The sequence below is a fragment of the Amycolatopsis mongoliensis genome (assembly GCF_030285665.1).
GTDB lineage: Bacteria > Actinomycetota > Actinomycetes > Mycobacteriales > Pseudonocardiaceae > Amycolatopsis > Amycolatopsis mongoliensis.
In genome coordinates, this window is sequence record NZ_CP127295.1 from 10,764,311 (window position 1) to 10,782,623 (window position 18,313).

Consider the following 18,313-nt stretch of genomic DNA (forward strand, 5'->3'; position numbering starts at 1 on the left):
CTTCAGTTCCCCTCTGCGTGGAGCACGGCGAAGACGATCGGATCGGTCCGGTCGTTGACGGTGGTCGACCAGGTGGCGATCCGCGCGCCGCCGGAGGCGAGCAGCGCCCACCCGTCGGCGTCGACCTGGCGCACGGTGAGGGCCTGGGTCATCGAGCCGGTCTTGCGGACGCACTCCAGTGCGCTCCAGACCCGTGTGTTGGCCACGCTGAGCGGTTCGCCGGTGTCCGCGGCCAGCAGCCGGCCGAGGGCGAGGAGCTCTTCGCCCAGCAGTCCGGCCCAGTCCTCTTCGGTGCGTTCGATCGCCGTCTCGATGTCGCAGGCGACCTGGTCGGCGCCGACGACCACGAGGGTCAGCTCCGAGGTGTGCGACGCGGTGACGTGCACGCCGTCGCACTCCGGCTTGCCGTCGGGACGGTAGTGGATCTCGACCGGCCGGTCGAGCGCGCGGCCCGCGGCGAGTGCGGTCTGCGCCCTCCGCTCGGCGATGCCTTCCGCCGGGCGGCCGGCCGGGTCCGGTTCGAGCACCACCGCCCGCGACCCGCCGAGCAGCCGTTCACAGGAACGCTCCACATAGGACCCGAGCATCGAGGGGACCCACGGCCCGGCACCGTCGCGCTTGCGGACCGCGCGCAGCTTCAGGCCTTCCCAGCGCTCGACCAGCGTCCCGTCCGGGTTGCGCACGTCGAGGTCGTAGACGTAGCTGTCGCCGTTCTGGGAGCGTTCCTTCGCGTCCAGCAACACGTACTCGTCGTGCTGGCGGCCGGGTTCGGCCAGGTACAGCTTCTCGATGCCCTGCGGCAGCAGCGTCGCGTCCGGGACGCAGCACTGGATCGCGTGCATCATCGCGTCCCGGGTGCCCGGGTCGGCCAGCAGCCGCTCCTGCGGGAGGAACGGGGCGAACCACTGGTGGTCGGCGCTGGTCGCGATCTCGGCGACCGCGTGCCGGGCGCTCGCCCGGCGGTAACCGAGGACCCGCTGGAACCGCTTGCCCTGGAACAGGACCGAGCCGTACAGCTCGCTGACCGGCTCCACCGGCACCGGCGGCAGCGCGACGTCGCGGGCGACGCGCTCGCCGATCTCCGTCGGCCGGGCGAAGCTCAGCCGCGCCTTGAAGTGGTCGGCGCTGAAGCCGGTCTCCTCGCTGCGGATCACGACGTCGACGGTGTCGGCGTCCCGGGCCAGCGTGGCCAGGCGGACCGTGGTCGACCCGCCCGGGGAGACGATGATCGGCCGGAGGAACTCGACGTCGGTGAGCACCGGGGTCCCGGTGCGGTCCAGCGTCGCCGCCGCGGCCTGCGTCATGGCCTCCATGCCGAGCACCGCCGGGAACAGCAGCTGCCCGTCGAGCAGGTGGTCGGTCAGGTACGGGTCGGCGCCGTCGGACAGGTCGGCCTCGGTGATCAGCTCGACGCCCGGGTAGTGCACGACCGCGCGGTCGACGAACCGGGTCAGCGGCAGTTCGCGCTTCTGGATCGGCAGCGTGGCCAGGCCCGACGTGCGGCCGCAGACCACCAGCACCGGCGGCGCGGCCGGGTCGGCCAGCACCTGGCGGAGGATGGTGATGCCCTCCTCGGTCGGGATCGGCGTGATGCCGTCGCGCATCAGGGCGGACACGACGCCGAGCTTCTCGCCCATGCCGGTGCCCGACCAGACCGACCACTCCAGCGCGATCGCCCGCGCCTGCGGGTGTTCCTGGCCGAAGCGCAGGGTCAGCTCGGTCATCCAGTCGTTCGCCGTGGCGTAGTGCGCTTCCCCGCGCAGGCCCGCCCGGCCGATGATGCTGCCGAAGGTGACCAGGAGCTTGACGCGGTCCTGGTCCACCGCGGCGAGCACCGCGTTGAGGCCGCCGATCTTCGGGGCGAGGGTCTTGCGGAAGCTGTCCTCGGTGAGGCTGAAGAGGGCGGCCGGCTCGTTGCGGCCCGCGCCGTGGAGGATCGCCGTGACCGGGCCGAGCTCGGCCTGGACCCGGGCGACCGCCTCGGCGATCTGCGGGGCGCTGGTGACGTCGGCGCGCTCGTAGCGGTAGCGGATGCCCGCCGCCTCCATGCGGTCGAGGTTCTCCGCCAGCTCGGTGTCGGTTTCGGGGTCGCTGCGGCCGAGCAGGGCCAGCTTGGCCCCGGAGTCCTTGGCCAGCGCCAGCGCGCTCTCCGCGGTGATGCCCTTGCCACCACCGGTGACGAGCAGGACGTCGGAGGAGTCCAGCGAGTCGCGGATCGGCCCGGCCTTGGGCGCCGGCAGCGCGGACAACCGCGGCACCGTGCGCCCGCCGTCGGCACCGTAGCGGGCCTCGGTGAAGTCCGTGGTCGCGGCGACCTCGCTCACCACGAGGTGCACGGTTTCGGCGATCGCGTCCACATCGGACGGCGACGGGTCGGCGAAGTCGATGATCGTCGTCTTCGCCGACGGGTCCTCGAGCCGCAGGGTCCTGGCGAGCCCGGCCGCACCGTAGCCGTGGTGCACGACCACGAAGCGCGTGCCGTTGGGGGCGGCCATGACGGCGCGGCCGGCGTCGAGGAAGAGACCGACGTGGCTGGAGTCGCAGTCCGCCGGCAGGCAGAGCAGCACGCCGTCGCCTGCTCCGGACGCGGCGAGCGCGGCCTTCAGCGGTTCGGCCAGCGGGTGCCGCGGCGTCGAGAAGACCTGCCAGTCCGCACGGCCGTTGCCCGGCGGGAGGTCCGCGCCGGGCCGCGGCGCGGGCACGTACTCGACCGCGAACGGCCGGACCCACGGTCCGACGCCCGGGGCTTCGCCGACGGTGGTGTCGGTCGGCTTCGCCGTCTGCGCCAGCTCGTCGATCATCTCGGCGAGCTCACCGAGGCACACCGTCGCGAAGTTCGGCATGCCCTCCAGCGCGGGCCGGCCCAGCGCCCGGGTGACGTCGTTGACCAGCTGCCCGACCGTGATCGACGACAGGTGCAGGTCGTCGAGCGGGTGGGTGTCGGCGGTGACCGCCTCCAGCGGCAGCTCGACGCGCTCGGCGGCGAGCTTGCGCAGCAGGTCCAGGGTCGAGCCGGAGTCGCCCTCGGCGGTCCCGGCGTCGGCCTCGGCGGCCTGGGCCCGCTCCGCGGCCAGCTCGGCGGCCAGCTCGCTGTCGATCGACGGCGCCGCCTCGCAGGGACTGGCCAGGAAGCCGAACTCGCCGTCGGCGGGCAGGGCACGCACGACGCGGCCCTCGAACAACGCGTCCACCGAGACCGGCGCGCCGAGGGCGAACGCCGCGCCGACGACCCGCAGCAAGGCCTGCAGCGACGCGTTGTCCGTGTCGATCGCGAGCACCGGCGTCTCCGGCGCGATCTCCTCGAAGAGCCCGGTAAGCACCCGGCCCGGGCCGACCTCGACCACCAGGTCGCTGCGCTCGGCGACCTTGGCGGCGGCCTCGCGGAACCGGACCGGCAGCACGATCTGGTCGCGCAGCAGCTCGGGCAGGTTCTCGGCGGCGTGCAGCACGTCGCCGCTGACCGTCGAGACGACCGGACGCTCCAACCGGGCGAAGCTGAATTCGCCCAGCCGCTCGGTCATGGCGTTCGCGGCCGGCTCGACGGCCGGCGAGTGGAAGGCGTGCGAGACCTTGATGCGGGTCGCGCCGACGCCCTGGGCCTTGGCCCGGGCGACGATGCGGTCGATCGCCTCGGCCGGCCCGGAGATGACGGTCTGCTCGGGCGCGTTGTACCCGGCGATGACGACGTCGTCGCCCAGGCCGAGCTCCTCGACGCGGCCGGGCGAGGCGGCGATCCCGGCCATCGCGCCGGTGCCGTCGCCGGTGGTCGTGGCCATCACCTTGCCGCGGACCTTCGCCAGCTCCAGCAGCCCGCGCTCGTCGAGCGCGCCACCCCAGTGCAGGGCGGTCAGCTCGCCGAGGCTGTGCCCGGTGGCCGTCGAAGCCTCGATGCCGAACGAGCGCAGCACCCGCAGCCCGGCCAGCGAACCGGTGACGATCCGCGGCTGGGCCACCTCGGTCGCGACCTGGTCGCCGGTGACCGGCAGTGCCGCGGCGCGGAAGATCTCGTCGGCCACGGCGAACCGGCGGCGCAGGGTACTGTCGCCGCCGCGCCCGGACCCCTGGCCGGGGAACAGGTAGCCGATCTTCGGCGCGGAGTCGCGGCTGCTCGCGAAGATGCCCTCGCCCGCGTCGAAGACCGAGTCCCCGGACTCCAGCAGTTCGAGCAGCTTCGTCAGCTTCCGCTCGGCGTGCTCCGGGTTGGCCGCGACGACCGCGGCGCGCACCGACCGGCCGGCCAGCTCGCCGGCCAGCTGGCCGGCGAGGTCGGTCAGCTCCGCGAACGACAGCTTGGGCACGACCTCCAGCGTCGCGGCGATGTCGCCGCGCAGGGTCGCGACGTCGTCGGCGTCGAACAGCAGCAGCTCGGCGTCCTGCCGGCCGGCCACCAGGGTGCGGGCCCGCTCGTCGAGCTCGCGGCGGCGGGCCGCGGTCGGTGCCTCGGTGACGGTGACGTGGGAGTTGATGCCGCCGAAGCCCATCGCGGAGACCCCGGCGCGGACCGGCTGGTCCTCGGGCCAGATCGTCGCGTCGCGCGGAACGTACATCCGCGCCGACGTGCCGGTCAGCGACTCGTGCGGCTCGTGGTGCCCGGTGGCCGGCGGGATGACCTGGTGGTACACCGCCAGCGTGGCCTTGATCAGGCCCGCGACCCCGGCCGCGGCCTTGGTGTGCCCGATGTTGCCCTTGATGGTCGACAGCGCGGCCGGCTTGGCCAGCGGGTCGGCGTCGCGGCGGGCGGTGGACAGCGCCTCGATCTCGGTGGCGTCGCCCAGCGCGGTGCCGGTGCCGTGGCCTTCGAAGTAGGAGACGGTCTCGACGCCGTAGCCAGCGCGGTCGTAGGCGCGCTTGAGGGCCAGCCGGTGCCCCGCGGCCTCGGGCCGGGTGATGCCGCCCTTGCCGTCGGAGGAGACGCCCCAGCCGCCGATCGACGCGTAGATCCGCTTGCCCTGCTCCAGCGCGTCGCTCTCGCGCATCAGGACGAGCATGCCCGAGCCCTCGCCGGGCCAGAAGCCGTTGGAGTCGGCGTCGTAGACCTTCATCTCGCGCTTGGCCAGCGCGCCGGTCTTCGCGAAGCCGATCACCTCGAACGGGTCGATCGAGAGGTCGACACCGCCGGCGACGGCGAGGTCGAGGTCGCCCTGGGCGAGCGCGTTGGCCGCGGTCACCACGGACAGCAGCGAGGACGAGCAGGCGCCGTCGACGGTGTACCCGCCGCCGGCGAAGTCGAAGTGGTTGCACACGCGCCCGGCGATGGTGTTCGCCAGGCCGCCGGCGAGGGTGTCCTCGTTGATCTCCGGGAACGGCTCCTTGTACTGGATCTCCAGTTCGCGCAGGAAGCTCGCGGTCTCCTCGTCCGCCCAGCCGCGGGCGGTCAGTGCGGCCGCGACCGTGCGGCGGACGTACGGCCAGCGCAGCCGCATGATGTTGGCGCGGGAGAACTCGCCGGTCAGGCTGTTGCCGATGACGACGCCGGTGTTCTGCTTCGGGGCGCCCTCACCCTCGGCGAACCCGGCGTCCGCGAGGGCCTGCGCGGCGACCTCGAGGGCCAGCCAGTGCGTCGTGTCGGTCGCGCGGAAGGTGCTGCCGGCGACCTTGTGCGCCACCCGGTCGAACTCGTAGCCCCGCAGCACGGCCGCCTTCTGCGCGTAGAAGCGGTCCGGCGCCTTCGGGTCGGGCGAGTAGTAGTCCGCCCGGTTCATCCGCTCGTCCGGCAGCCTGCGGAACGCCCGGCGCCCGGCCAGCACGTTTTCCCAGAGCTCCTCCGGAGTACTCGCGTCGGGGTACCGGAGACCGATACCGACGATCGAAATCCGCTCTACGCTCATGCCACCGCACTCCCACTGGCTCTCGAGCCCCGTATCACCGGAACCGTCAGGTCCCCGCTGTCCTCCGGCGCGGGATGGGGATCCCGCGTCCGGTCACTTCTCCTCGGGCCGCGGCGCCGCTGCCCGGTTCGCCCGGTCCGCCGGGCTGCCGGGTCCAGCATCTCCCGGCCACCGCGGACCCTCTTCTTTCTCCCTGCCCCGGCCCGCACGTCAGCACGCTGGGACAACGAGGCACTCCGTCTACTTCGGACTGTTCACGCGCCGAACTGGCCGGGCCGGCGGCCCTCGCCCGCCGGTCCGCGATAGGCCTGGGCGATGTCGAGCCACTGGTCCGCCAGCGTGCCCTTCGCCCGGACGTCGAGGTCGTAGCGGTGCCGGCGGCGGGTGACGAGCAAGCAGAAGTCCTCGGCGCTGCCGCTGACCCGCTGGGTCGCGTCGGCGGGCCCGAACGTCCAGAGCGCGCCCGAAGGCGCGGTGAGCTCGTACCGGAACTCCTCCGCGGGCGGCGTCAGGTTTCGCGCCTCGTAACCGAAGTCCCGGACCCGGACGGCGAAGCCCACGAGGTGCTTGATCCGGTCGGTGCGCTCCAGGCGCACGCCGAGCGCGTCGGCGACGTCTTGGCCGTGGCCGAACAGCTCCATCATCCCGGCGCAGGCGAGCACGTACGGCGGCAGCGGGTTCACCAGCCACGGCACCAGCCGGTCGCCGGGGACGGCGGCCAGCGCCTTGATCCCCGCGTCGCGCTCGGCGCGCCAGCGGCTCAGCAGCACCTCTACCGGGTCGTGGACGAACTCCTGCAGCGCGCCCTCGACCGCCTGCTCGAACCCGACGGAGGCGAGCGACTTCGTCAGCTGCACGAAGGCTTCCGGCTGCGCGGCCGAAAGGCCCGCGATCCGGAAGATGAACGCGAGGTGCGCGATCTGGTGCCGGACGGCCCAGCCCGGCGCCGGCGTGGGGGTGTCCCACTCCGCTTCGGCGAGGCCGGCGACGAGCGCGTCCACTTCGGCGGCCTCGGCGGTCAGGTCGGCGATCACGCCCGTGGTGTCGGTCACTTGTCTGTCCTCTCACCGCTACGACGTCTTCTCGTGAGCCGGCGGCCGCCGCGAGGAGGGGGTAAGGGAAGCCATTCCTCGCGGCGACCGCCGGCCGGCAGATCGGGGCCGCCCCGGGGCGGCGTCGCGAACCGGGTCGGGTTTCGGTGTGGCCCGGTGCTGCGCGCTCCGGCGGGCGATCTGTCCTTTTCGATCATCACCCACGCCGACCTGGGAAGTCTTCTCTTCGCGGGCGGTGCGGCAGCCGGTCACCGGCCGCCACGGCCGCGGTGAGAGCCGCCCACGACACCAGCTCCACCAGCCCGCGATCGTCTGTCCCCTCCGAACGGACGGCGGCGGCGTCGGCGGGCCCCACCTGGTAGGCCGCCTTGGCCGTGAACAGCGCCAGCCGGCCGGCCGCGCGTTCGGACCCGGGCAGCTCGGCGAGCACCGGCTCGGCCCAGGCGCGGCTCAACCCGGGCGGCTTCCCGTCCCAGGCCTTGACTTCCCGGCGGACGAGGTCGCGCACCCGGGGCGGCACCGAGCGTTCCCCCACCTGCTCGATCGCGGCCGTGGCGCGTGCGAAGGCGTCGGCCAAGGCGCTGCCCGGGGGCGCCCAGCCCGGACCGTCGGCGGAGGTCGCCGGGAGCAGGCCCAGCGCTTCCCCGGCCGGCGGCGCGGCCCCGGGTTTGAGCAGGGCTCCCAGTACCGCCTTGGCTTTCGCCCGTGCCGACGGCGGAACGGACTCCGGCAGCGGCGACGGGCCGAGGAACACGCTCACCAGCCGGTTGAGGTAGTGGAACGCCACGGCCACGGCGGTGAACTCGGCGGCGGTGCCGGCGGGCACGTCCGCGGGCAGCCGGCCTTCTCCGCGCGCCCACGCCGCCAGGGCCCGCGTGTCCCGGTCCGGGATGGCCCCGGCGTCGCCGGCCTCGATGGCCGCCGCCGCGGCCGGCTCGCCCAGCGAGCCGAGCGCCATGCCGTGCACCTCGACGCAGTACGGGCAAGAGTTCGCCGCCGACACCGCGGCCGCGACGACCTCCTTGTCGGCCCGGCTCGCCGTCCCGGCCGCGACCAGCGACTCCCGCAGCATCAGCCACGCGGCAGCGAGCACGTCCGGCGCGGGCGAGTGCAGCGCGACCGGCGGGGCGAGCATCCCGAAGTCCCGCTCCACCTGCCGGTAGACGTCTCGCACGAGCCCTCGCGCCCGCCTCGGCCGCACGGCCTCGACGTACTTCACGTCCCGCAGCGTCCGCCGCAGGGCGAACCGCACCAGTCCGGGCGCCATCGTGCCTCCTCGGGAAAGAGCGAACTCGTGTGCCGCAAACCGGAACTCGCGTGATCAGACCCGTGACTCGCGTGATCGGACGCGGTACGGCTCCGATCACGCGAGTTCCGGCTTCAATCACGTGAGATCCGTCCCCGGTCACGCGAGTCCCGGGTTTCGTGCCGGCGACGCGGCACCGTTTTCCGCGAGCCCCGCCGGAGTGCCGGTGTGCTCGACCGGCTTCGCCGGGCTTCGGACCGGCCGGCTTCGCGCTCCCAGATGCCCAGGAGCGCGAGTTCCAGGTAGCCGTGCATCAGGTGCCGGCCACCAGGTCCAGTTTGGACACCGCACGGCGGCCGGTGATCGAGCCGTCCGGCGCCGGAGCGCCGTACTTGACGTCGACGTCGCGGGCCTGCAGGGCCCGGACGATGCCCGGGACCGATCGCTCGGCGAGCGCGGCGACGGTCATCGCCGGGTTGACCGTCAGCGCGCCCGGCACCGACGCGCTGTCGGTGACGAAGATCCCCGGGTGGTTGCGCAGCTCGTGGTTCGGGTGCAGCGCGGACGTCGCCGCGTCGTCCCCGATCCGGCACGACGCCAGCGGGTGCACGGTGTACGCCCCGACGACGTCGTTGGTCCACGGCGCGACCTTCGCCAGGCCGTCCTTCTCGATGATCGCCTTGCAGTCGGCGTCCGCGAGCGCCCAGCCGCGCCGGGTGTTCTCGGTCGGGTCGTAGCGCAGCGAGCCACGCCCGAGCATCTGCTGGGAGATCCGGTACGCGTTGCCGGTGGGCGGCGGGGTGCCGAAGACGCCCTCGTTGTCGTCCTCGGTCATCAGGAAGATCGTCAGCCAGTTGGCCCACTGGTTGAGGATCTCCTTCTTCTGCGCCCCGTACCACCGTGGCTCCTCCCCGCCGGGCACCTGGGCGAGGATGGTGCCCAGCCCCGGCGGGAAGTACAGCTGCTCCAGCGAGTACCGCTCGTACTCCGGCAGCGACCCGTCGAGCTTGTCCCAGTTCGCGACGGTCGGGCCCTTGCCGATGTGGTTGGCGGAGTACACCGGACCGTCCTCACGGGACAGTCCGAGCACCTCGCGGACGCGGTCCTCGTCGACGATCGCGGTGTTGAGCCGCTCGCCGTTGCCGGAGAAGTACCGGCCGACGCCGTGCGGCATCGTGCCGAGCGTCGCCTCCGAACGCTGCAGGATCACCGGTGTCGCGCCGGCACCCGCGGCGATGATGACGACCTTCGCCTCGATCACGCCGGTGCCGGTGTGGATCCGGTAGTCCTCTTCGTCGATCAGGTCGAAGTGGACGCGGTAGCCGCCGTCCTCGGTCCGCTCGAGGCGCTGGACCTCGTGCAGCGGCCGGATCTCGGCACCGTGCGCCAGAGCCGCGGGCAGGTAGTTCGTCAGCATCGACCGCTTGGCGTCGAACCGGCAGCCGGCCATCATGAAGTTGCAGTTGACGCAGGTCCCGTTGTCCACGGCCACCGGCGCCGGGTTCGCGGTGCGCCCGGAGTGGTTGCAGGCCGCGGCCCACAGCCCGCCGGCGTAGGAGACGTCGGTCCAGTCCTGTTTGGACACCGGGAGCGACTCGTCGACCCGGTCGTACCACGGCTCCAGCGTGTCGCGGCTGAGGACCGAAGGCCACATCCGGCGCCCGATGCTGCCCTGGCGGTCGAAGACGAAGCGTGGCGCGCGCGGCATCGCGGCGAAGTACACCACGCTGCCACCGCCGACGCAGTTGCCGCCCAGGACGCTCATCCCGTCGCCGACGACGAAGTCGAACGCCCGGGTGTAGGACGAGCCGAGCAGGTAGTCGTGCTCGAAGTCGTTCGCGGCCAGCCACGGCCCGCGCTCCAGCACGGTCACCTTCGCTCCGCCCGCGGCGAGGTGGTACGCGGGGATGGACCCGCCGAATCCGCTGCCGACGATGACGACGTCGGTCTTGTCGATGGCCGTCATGCGGGACTCCCGGAAGGCGTGGTGTCGGGGTGGAGCTCGGCCAGCTTGCGGCCGTAGCCGTACTTCGGGAACCGCCAGAAGCCGTCGGCGTCCGGCGCCTGGTATCCCAGAGCCAGCAGGCCGGGGTGCCCGTCGCGGATGGCCTCGGCGGTGTGCCGGTGCGCGGCGCTGTCGTAGGCCATGTTGCAGAACAGCGCGAGGCTGACCCAGCCGTCCTTCTCCGGGTGCCCGGGCGTGGTCAGCCGCCGCACCAGCTCGCGGCGGTGCTCGTACGGCAGCGCGACGAACGGCGGGACGTCGTGGTCGAGCTCCAGTGCCACCTCGCCCGCGTAGATCTTCGCGTGGTCGTTGAGCGACTGCGCGAGGTAGGGCAGGCCGGCCGTGACGCCGGTCGCGTCGAAGTTCAGCAGCTCGAGCGCGCCCGCCGCCACCGACCCCGGGCCGGGCGCGGCCCCGGCGATCGCCCGGTCCTCCGGGAACCGCTTCTCCCCCGGCACGATCGTGTCCGCATAGGCCTCGAGAGTCATGTTCTTGACGCGTTCTTCTTCGGTGGCCTCGGGTTGCACCGGCCTACCTCCTCGTCGAATGTCCACAGTAGACTCAGGCGGCTTCGGACCGCCGCGTCCGCTCCCGGCGGTGCACGGTCATCGGCAGCCCGCCGCGCACCCGCAGCGACAGCATCGCCTCGGGTTCGACGACCTTGCCCGGCACCTTGCGCAGCTCCAGGTCCCGCGCCGCCATGGCGAGCACGAACACCGCCTCCATCACCCCGAGGCTGTTGCCGATGCAGAACCTCGGCCCGGCACCGAACGGGATGTAGGCGTACCGCGGCGGCCGCCCGGCCGGGTTGGCCGCGTCGAACCGGCCCGGGTCGAAGCGTTCCGGGTCGGTCCAGAACTCCGGGTGCCGGTGCAGCGTGTAGGGCACGACGACGACGTCGGACCCGGCCGGCACGTGGTACCCGCCGATCTCGTCGTCGGCTTGGGCGATCCGCGGCAGCAGCCACACCGGCGGGTACAGCCGCATGACCTCTTCGACCACCGCGACCGTGAAGGTCAGCCTCCGCAGGTCCTCGTGCTCGGGCAGCCGGTCGCCGAGCACCTCGACGGCTTCGGTGTGCAGCCGCTCGGCAACCTCCGGGTGCTCGTCGATCAGGTGGAACGCCCAGCCGAGCGTGCTCGCCGTGGTCTCGTGCCCGGCCAGCAGCAGGGTGATCAGCTCGTCGCGCATCCGCTCGCGGGACGCGCCCTGCTCCGACCCGGACGCGATCAGCCGGGACAGCACGTCCTCGCCGTTCTCGACCGGGTTCGCCAGCCGCTGCTCGACGAGCTCGTCGGCGATCCGGCGCAGGTCGTCGCGCGCGGTCCGGAACTCCACCTGCTTCTTCAGCGGCACCCACTGCGGGACCATGCTCAGCGTGACCGCCTCGAACATGGCCTGGTCCTGCACGGCCTCGAACGAGTGGCCCAGCGTCTCGTAGCCGCCGAGCTCGGCGTCGAGCAGCGTCCTGCCGAGCACGCCGAGCGTCAGCCCGGTCATCTCGTGCAGGATCTCGACCGGCCCGTCGTGCTCGGCCAGCCGCTTGACCAAAGCGTCCACCTCGGACGCGACGACCGCGGCCTGCCGCGAGATCCGCTTGGGCTGGAACACCGGCTGGATGGTCCGCCGCTGCTGGCGCCACGTCTCGCCGTCGCTGGTGAGCAGGCCGTCGCCGAGGGCCCGGCGGGCCTCCTGCAGGCCGATGCCCTTGTGGTAGTTCGCCGCGTTGTCCGCGAGGACGTGCTTGGCCAGGTCGGGGTGGTTCACCAGGTACATCGCCTTGGGGCCGATGGCGATGCGGACGACGTCGCCGTAGGTCTCGGCGTTGTCGCCCATGAGCGCGAGCCGGTCGGTGAAGAGCTGCTTCAACAACCGGAACGTCGCCCGGCGCGGCGGCCCGGGCGGCGCGGTGCGCGCCGCCCGGGCTTCGTGCTGCGGACCGGTCATGCCGCGACGGGCTGCTCGTCGTCGCCGGCCTCGGTCCCGGCCGCCGCCGGGGCGAGCTCGAGCTTCGCCTTCTGCGCGGCCTGGTCCGCCTCGAACTGGATCCGCGCCTTGTTCGAGAAGTGCAGGCCCCACAGGAAGGCCCCGCGGATCAGGCACACGGTCGCGGTGGCCAGGAACAGCCCGTACGAGACGTGCACGGCGGTGAAGAAGCCGTACGCGAGCGCAACTCCGGCCCCGAAGGCGAACTGCGAGCCCCTCTTCGACGGCGACGTGCCCGGGTCGGTCACCATGTAGTTCGTGTAGAGCACGAACGCGATCCCGGTGCCCATCGCCAGCGCGCCGGGGATGGACGTGCCGAAGAGCCAGCCGCGGACGAAGGCCTGGATCACGAAGAAGCTCAGCCAGCCCGCGATCAGGAACATCCGGTTGGTCAGCATGGCGTTGAGCACCGTGCCCGAGATCAGGATGATCGCGACGATCAGCCAGCCGCCCCAGGTCGCGATCTGCTCGCTGAAGTGGTACGGCGGGGCGATGCTGGCCCACGGGAAGAACAGCAGGATGATCGTGATGCCGAAGTTCGACGGGTTCATGTAGTGCCGCATGCGGCCGTACACCGGCGCCTGCAGGATCCATTTGGCGCCGACCGCCACGACCACCCCGAAGATCATCACGAGGATCCGGTCGTTGACGTAGGTCAGCATGTTCAGCGCGAGACCGGTGATGTGTGCCGGCAGCAGGAACTCCATGAGCCCCTTGAAACCGTTGCCCTTGAACCGGACGGTCCGCCGGGTCACCTTGGCGTTGATGATCTCGAGCAGGATCTCCGTGGTGTACGCCGTCGCCAGCGCGACGAACGGGTACAGCCACGGCTGCTCGAAACCGAGGATCGTGTAGCCGATGATGTTGAAGATCGTGATCGACATCGCGAACCGCTTCAGCGCGGTGACGACCTTGTTCGTCCGTTTCGGTGGTGCGGTGTCCACTGTGGTCAGGGTCGGGGTGGCCATGCCGTCACATCTCTTCCTTGGCCGTGGTGCCGAGCTGGTACATGTGGCAGCCGGGTTCGAGCTTCAGGTCCTGCGTCCGCAGCTGCCCGGTCCGGTCCCGCCACTGCAGGTGCACGTCGAGCGGGCCGCTGACGTCGTGCCCGAGGCCGATCTGGACGTCGAAGCTGCGCCGGCCGGCCTCCCCGCTGCTGCCGTCGACCCGGCCGAGGTACTTCTTGCCGTCCGCGGTCGTCACGGTGACCTGGGCGCCGATCGCGGGCACGCCGGCCGCGGGCAGCGGGCCGGGCGCCACCGGGGCGTCGGTGGTCAGCTTCAGCTGCAGGTACTTGCCGGGGTTCGGGCTGTCGTTGTGGTAGAAGATCGGCTGCTCCCACTGCCGCGCCACCGCGAACTCGGGCAGGCCGTCCCCGTCGGTGTCGCCGACGGCGATCCCGCGGGTCGGGATCGGCACCGCCAGGCCCAGCTGCGGGCCGAGGTCGGTGTAGCGGCCGCCCGGGCTCTTCACGAAGAAGTGGAACGTCTGGTCGCCACCGATGTCGTCCCCGGCGCGGGCGTTCGGCCACCAGAACGGGTTGGACAGCAGGCCGTCGTTGGCCGTGGCCAGCTCCTGCAGGTTCGGCCAGCGGTTGACCTGGCCCTTGACGAACCCGGTCGCCTGCGCGATCTGGTTCTCGCCGCTGTTGTTGAAGTCCTGGATCTTGACGTCCCAGCCCCAGCCGGACCAGGCCGTGCCGTCCGAGCCGCTTTCGTCCTCGAACGGCGCGACGCCGTCGTTCAGCTGGCTGCGCAGGTCCTGGGCGTTCTTCGCGGTGTTCATGAACTGGAAGTTCGACTCTTCGATGCCCCACGAGGTGGTGATGTTGCTGACGAACAGGTCGTAGAGGCCGTCGTGGTTCAGGTCGCCGAAGTCGACGCCCATCCCCTTGAAGGAGTCGTGGCCCAGCACCTTCGACTTCGGGTCCGTGATGCCGCGGACCCCGGTGACCTCGCCGAACTCGATGTGCCCCGGCGAGGACTTGTTGTACAGGAAGTGGTCGTGCCCGAAGTCGTTGGCGATGTAGAGCTCCGGCAGGCTGTCGCCGTCGACGTCGGTCGCGCTGGAGGCCAGCGTCCAGCCGAGGCGCGCGCTCTCCGGGATGCCCTGGGAGGCGTCGACGAACTGGGCGCTCGGGTTCGCCCCGGCCGTGGCACCGGTCCAGCGGAAGATGAACTTGCCGCCCGAGTTCGTCGCGTGCGACATCGACTGGTTCAGCGTGATGCCGCCGTCGGCGTTCGGGTCCAGGACCTTGCTGTCCGGGAAGTAGTTGCCGACGAAGACGTCGACGTGCCCGTCGCCGTCGAAGTCGCCGATGGTGACGGAGTCGGTGTTCCACAGCGGACCGCTGTACTTGCCGTCCGTGCCGCGGTGGTTGCCCGGCACCAGCTCGGTCGGCTGGAACGCCGAGGCGTCGAACTTCGTGGCGTTGGCCTTCTGCAGGAACAGGACCGGCGTGCGGCCCCAGTAGTAGGCCAGGATGTCGGTGCGGCCGTCTTCGTTGAAGTCACCGGGGACGCAGCCCATCGGCGCCATGTAGTCCCACGTCGGCAGCGCCGGCGCGGGGTCGAGCGCGAACGGCGCGTAGCGCGGGCCCGAGTCCGGCGCCGGCGTGATGACGACCTGGTCGCTGCGCGGGTCGACCAGGCACAGGTCGTTGGCCTTGCCGCTGCCGCTGATGTCGTTGAGCGCGATCGCGGCGCCGACCGAGGAGATCCAGGCGGCGATGTGCTCGTACTCCTTGTTCACCGTCCGGATCGACTGCGACTTCTTGGCCGCGGGCAGCGCGATCGTCATCGGGGTGAAGTGGAACTGGCTCGCCATCGAGTCCTGTTCGGCGGCCGAGACGCGGGGCAGCTGCGCGACCGTGTAGAGGCCGAGGATCAGCACCAGCGCCACGATGCCCGCCAGCTGCTTGCGCAGCCAGCCGAAGGTCGCGGTCATTTCTTCTTACCTCCGTGGGTCAGCACTTCTTCGGCGATCCGCTGCCGCCAGTGTTCGAAGGCCGGGACGTCGTCGCCGTCGACGACGACGGCCGGACGGACCTCCTGGGTGATCGCCGCGGCCCGCTCGGCGGACAGGCCGCAGATCGCCTGGGCCGCCATCTCGGTCTCCGGGATCATCAGGCCCGAGCGCACCCGGCACTCGGCGGCGAAGGCGCTTCCCTGCGCCAGCGGTCCGTGGTGGATCCCGGCTCGGTCGACCAGTTCCGCCAGCTCGTCGGCGGTGACGCCGCACGCGTAGGTCGAGGCCAGCCCGACCCCCGCGTACAGGTCGCCGTGGCGCGACTCGGGGAACTCCTCGATCGTTTTGGTCACCAAGGCGACGTCGGTGCCGCAGATGAACCACAGAGCCCGGCCGATGCCTTGGTCGATGGCCCGCAGCGCGTAACCGTCGTAGCGCCGGTCCGGCCAGGAGAAGTTCCGATCCTGGTGCTGCTGCCGGATGTACTTGCCGGTCTTGAAGTACGCCTGGTGGAAGCCGTAGCCGTCGAGCACGAGCCAGCGCAGGAGCGGGTCGAACGCCGACGCCTTCGGCCACGCGAACCGCGGGAGCCGGGCCATCGCCCAGCCGACCCCGACGTAGATGATGTAGTCGTGCTTCTCACCGGGGCCGGCCAGGAACTCGGCGATGTTCGTGCTCTTGCCGAACGGCAGCCCGTCGAGGACGCCGTACCCCATTCCCGCGCCTTCGTAGGCGAAGCCGCGGTACTGCGGAGGAATGCGCTCGAGCCATTCCTCGGCTTGCTCGGCCGAACGCGCTTCGACCGCGTGCGCGTACCCGAGGAGGAATTTCTCCCCGATCGTCTCGAGTCGTTCCTGAGCGGCTGGGCTCTTCCGGTGGAAGCCCCGCTTCTCCAGCGACGTCTCCGAGACATCGGGTGTCAGGACGCGGCGCCTGAGCGTTCGCCAACCATTGCCCAACGCACTCTCCCCCTTAGGGTCGACCAGGTTCGGTTCTTTGCTTCTACGGTCACAGATTCGCTGGTCAGCGCTCTACTCCACGGTTGCCCGCGATCACCCCGCGGCTTCTTCAGCCCGCCAGCCGCCGGGCCGCCGGGTCGAATTCCGCGCGGATCCGCTGCCGCCACAGCTCGTAGGGCGGCTGCGGCCCGTCGTCGCCGTCGGCCTGTTCGGTGCGGTCCGCGAGGTCCTGCGCGCCCTGCACGGACAGGTCGGTGAGCACCCCGGCCGCGAGGTGGGTGTGGGCGGGCACGTACGAGGAGTACGTCCGCGCCTTCACCGCGAACACCACGCCCAGCGCGAGTTCGTCGTAGTGCTCCCCGGCCGCCCGGCGCAACCGGCCCAGCCCGCGCTGGTCACTGCCTCCGGCGAAGGTCGCGGCCAGCCCGACCCCGCTCCACAGGTCCGCGCGACGGTGCTCGGCGAAGCGCACGACCGCCTCGGCGACGGCGTCCGGGTCCCCGCCGTTGATGAACCACAGCGCCCGCCCGACCCCCTGGTCGAACGCCCGGCCGAAGTACTCCGGGCGCCCCGCCCACGGGTAGGGCTGCGGCTCGGCCTGCTCGTCGACCCACTTCTTCGTGTCGAAGTAGGCGCGGTCGAAGCCGAAGCCGTCGACGGCCAGCCAGCTCATCACCGGGTGGTAGGCCACCCCGGACAGCTCGGGCAGGATGTTCTTCCACAGTGGACGCGGCAGCCGCGCCATCGCGAAGCCGATCCCGATGTAGGTCAGGAAGATGTGCGGGCGACCCGGCCCTTCCAGCAGCGCGCGGGTGCGGTCGCGGCCGCCACCCGGCATGGCGTCGAGGATCGTGTAGCCCATCGTCGCGCCCTCGTAGGCGAACCCGCGCTGCTCGGGCTCGATCAGCGCCAGCCGGCGCTCGATCTCCCACAGCGACGCGCCTTCGATGGCCCATTCGAACCCGCACACGACCGCCTGCGGCACCGCCTCCAGCCGGGCCGTCGCGTCGGTGTGGGTGACCGGGAATCCGCGCTCGGCGAACCCGACGGAGGCGAGCGGCGGAGCGAGGAAACGCTTGCGGAGCACTCCGATTACGGTGGACATCGTCGTGGTCGTCCTTACTGTGACGTGGTTGCCGATCCGGCCGCAGTCACGGCCGGCAGCCGCGTGGTGACGGTTGCGTGCCACTCGGGGGCGGCCTGCCTTGGTCGGATCGGCAACTCGCGGGGGATCAGGCGGCTGCGCGCAGGTGCGGGCGCTGGGCGGCGAGCATGCGCTGGGTGAACGGCGACTGCTTCGACGCCAGCGTGATCGCGATCGGCGCGTCGGTCGGGGCCGGCGCGCGCAGGCCCATCCGGGCGGTGGACGGGCCGTGGGGCGCCACGGTCACGCCCGAGTAGCCGATCGAGAACCGCGGCCCGGCCGCGCCGGGCTGGTGCTGCGCGACGGCGATCGCCGTCCACCGCCCCGCGGGCACGCCGTGGATGGTCAGCTCACCGGAGCTCATGTTGGCCATGCCGCCGAAGGCGACCGGGCCGCACTGCGGCACCGTGTCGGCGAAGAGCCCGACGAGGGTGTCCGCGGGCGCGGAGCCGCGCGGCATGTCCAGCTGCATCGACAGCACGCCGGTGCCGTTCTGCAGGGAGGCGCAGCTGCGGCCGGCCGCGCGCAGCGTGCGCAGCGGCGGAAGCCGCTGGAACGTCGGCGAGATCGCCACGAGCAGCTCGGCGACCTGCGGTTCCCGGTACTGCGTCGGCGTCATCCCGACCGCGCGCGAGAACCGGCTGGTGAACGTGCCGACGCTGCTGTAGCCGACACTGCACACGATGTCGGAGACGTTCAGCGACGTCGTCAGCAGCAGCCGCTTCGCCTCGAACAGGCGCACGGCGGTGAGGAACCGGCCGGGTGTCACCCCGGTGGCGTCGGCGAACATCCGGGAGAAGTGGAACCGGCTGACGAACACCTCGGACGCCAGCTCCGCGAGCGTGATCGGCTCGAAGTACCGCTCCTGGATCGACGAGATCGCCTGCAGCACGGCGGGCCGGACCGACTTCTCGACCCGCTCGAGGGCAGGCACCCGGGGCGGATCGTCGAACTCGCTGTCGTATCCGACAGCCGCAATAGACCGCAACATCATCCGTCCAACCTCGAATTCCCCTGATGGCAGTTCTCCTGCTGCCAGGGAAGACGCCGGGCCTTGCAGGACGATCGACGAGCGATGGAGGGATCCCGGGCGAAACGCACCCGATCGGGCCACCCCGTCGCGGCC

At 71.8% G+C, this 18,313-nt stretch carries 11 protein-coding genes; all 11 read right to left on the minus strand.

Annotation, left to right across the window (positions count from 1 at the left end):
- Positions 1-2: 2 nt before the first annotated feature.
- The 11 genes from QRX60_RS51225 to QRX60_RS51275 all read right to left on the minus strand — a co-directional run bounded on the left by QRX60_RS51225 (position 3) and on the right by QRX60_RS51275 (position 18,181).
- On the minus strand, positions 3-5,828 hold the full coding sequence (locus QRX60_RS51225) for a type I polyketide synthase (RefSeq protein ID WP_285998693.1): 5,826 nt from the start codon (positions 5,826-5,828) through the stop codon (positions 3-5).
- A gap of 254 nt (positions 5,829-6,082) precedes the next feature.
- The gene (locus QRX60_RS51230) at positions 6,083-6,880 is read right to left on the minus strand and encodes a TIGR03084 family metal-binding protein (RefSeq protein ID WP_285998694.1); all 798 of its coding nucleotides are present in this window, start codon (positions 6,878-6,880) and stop codon (positions 6,083-6,085) included.
- A 196-nt stretch (positions 6,881-7,076) separates the two neighbouring features.
- Complete coding sequence (locus tag QRX60_RS51235) at positions 7,077-8,147, minus strand: carboxymuconolactone decarboxylase family protein (protein ID WP_285998695.1); 1,071 nt, start codon at positions 8,145-8,147, stop codon at positions 7,077-7,079.
- A 292-nt stretch (positions 8,148-8,439) separates the two neighbouring features.
- Complete coding sequence (locus tag QRX60_RS51240) at positions 8,440-10,092, minus strand: GMC family oxidoreductase N-terminal domain-containing protein (RefSeq protein WP_285998696.1); 1,653 nt, start codon at positions 10,090-10,092, stop codon at positions 8,440-8,442.
- A complete protein-coding gene (locus QRX60_RS51245) occupies positions 10,089-10,658 on the minus strand; it encodes a DUF5987 family protein (protein WP_285998697.1) in 570 nt (189 codons plus the stop codon). The genes QRX60_RS51240 and QRX60_RS51245 overlap by 4 nt, the downstream gene beginning before the upstream one ends.
- A 34-nt stretch (positions 10,659-10,692) precedes the next feature.
- The gene (locus QRX60_RS51250) at positions 10,693-12,078 is read right to left on the minus strand and encodes a cytochrome P450 (RefSeq protein WP_285998698.1); all 1,386 of its coding nucleotides are present in this window, start codon (positions 12,076-12,078) and stop codon (positions 10,693-10,695) included.
- The gene (locus QRX60_RS51255; RefSeq protein ID WP_285998699.1) at positions 12,075-13,085 is read right to left on the minus strand and encodes an enediyne biosynthesis protein; all 1,011 of its coding nucleotides are present in this window, start codon (positions 13,083-13,085) and stop codon (positions 12,075-12,077) included. Before QRX60_RS51255 ends, QRX60_RS51250 begins: the two co-directional genes overlap by 4 nt.
- Positions 13,086-13,089: 4 nt before the next feature.
- Positions 13,090-15,063 carry a CRTAC1 family protein gene (locus QRX60_RS51260; protein ID WP_285998700.1) on the minus strand — a complete coding sequence of 658 codons (1,974 nt, stop codon included), beginning with the start codon at positions 15,061-15,063 and terminating at the stop codon, positions 13,090-13,092.
- Entirely contained in the window at positions 15,060-16,043 is a 984-nt protein-coding gene (locus QRX60_RS51265) for a DUF1702 family protein (RefSeq protein ID WP_285998701.1), read from the minus strand. The genes QRX60_RS51260 and QRX60_RS51265 overlap by 4 nt, the downstream gene beginning before the upstream one ends.
- Before the next feature lie 109 nt (positions 16,044-16,152).
- Complete coding sequence (locus QRX60_RS51270) at positions 16,153-17,148, minus strand: DUF1702 family protein (RefSeq protein ID WP_285998702.1); 996 nt, start codon at positions 17,146-17,148, stop codon at positions 16,153-16,155.
- Positions 17,149-17,275: 127 nt separating this feature from the next.
- Complete coding sequence (locus QRX60_RS51275) at positions 17,276-18,181, minus strand: helix-turn-helix transcriptional regulator (RefSeq protein WP_408630195.1); 906 nt, start codon at positions 18,179-18,181, stop codon at positions 17,276-17,278.
- Positions 18,182-18,313 lie beyond the last annotated feature (132 nt).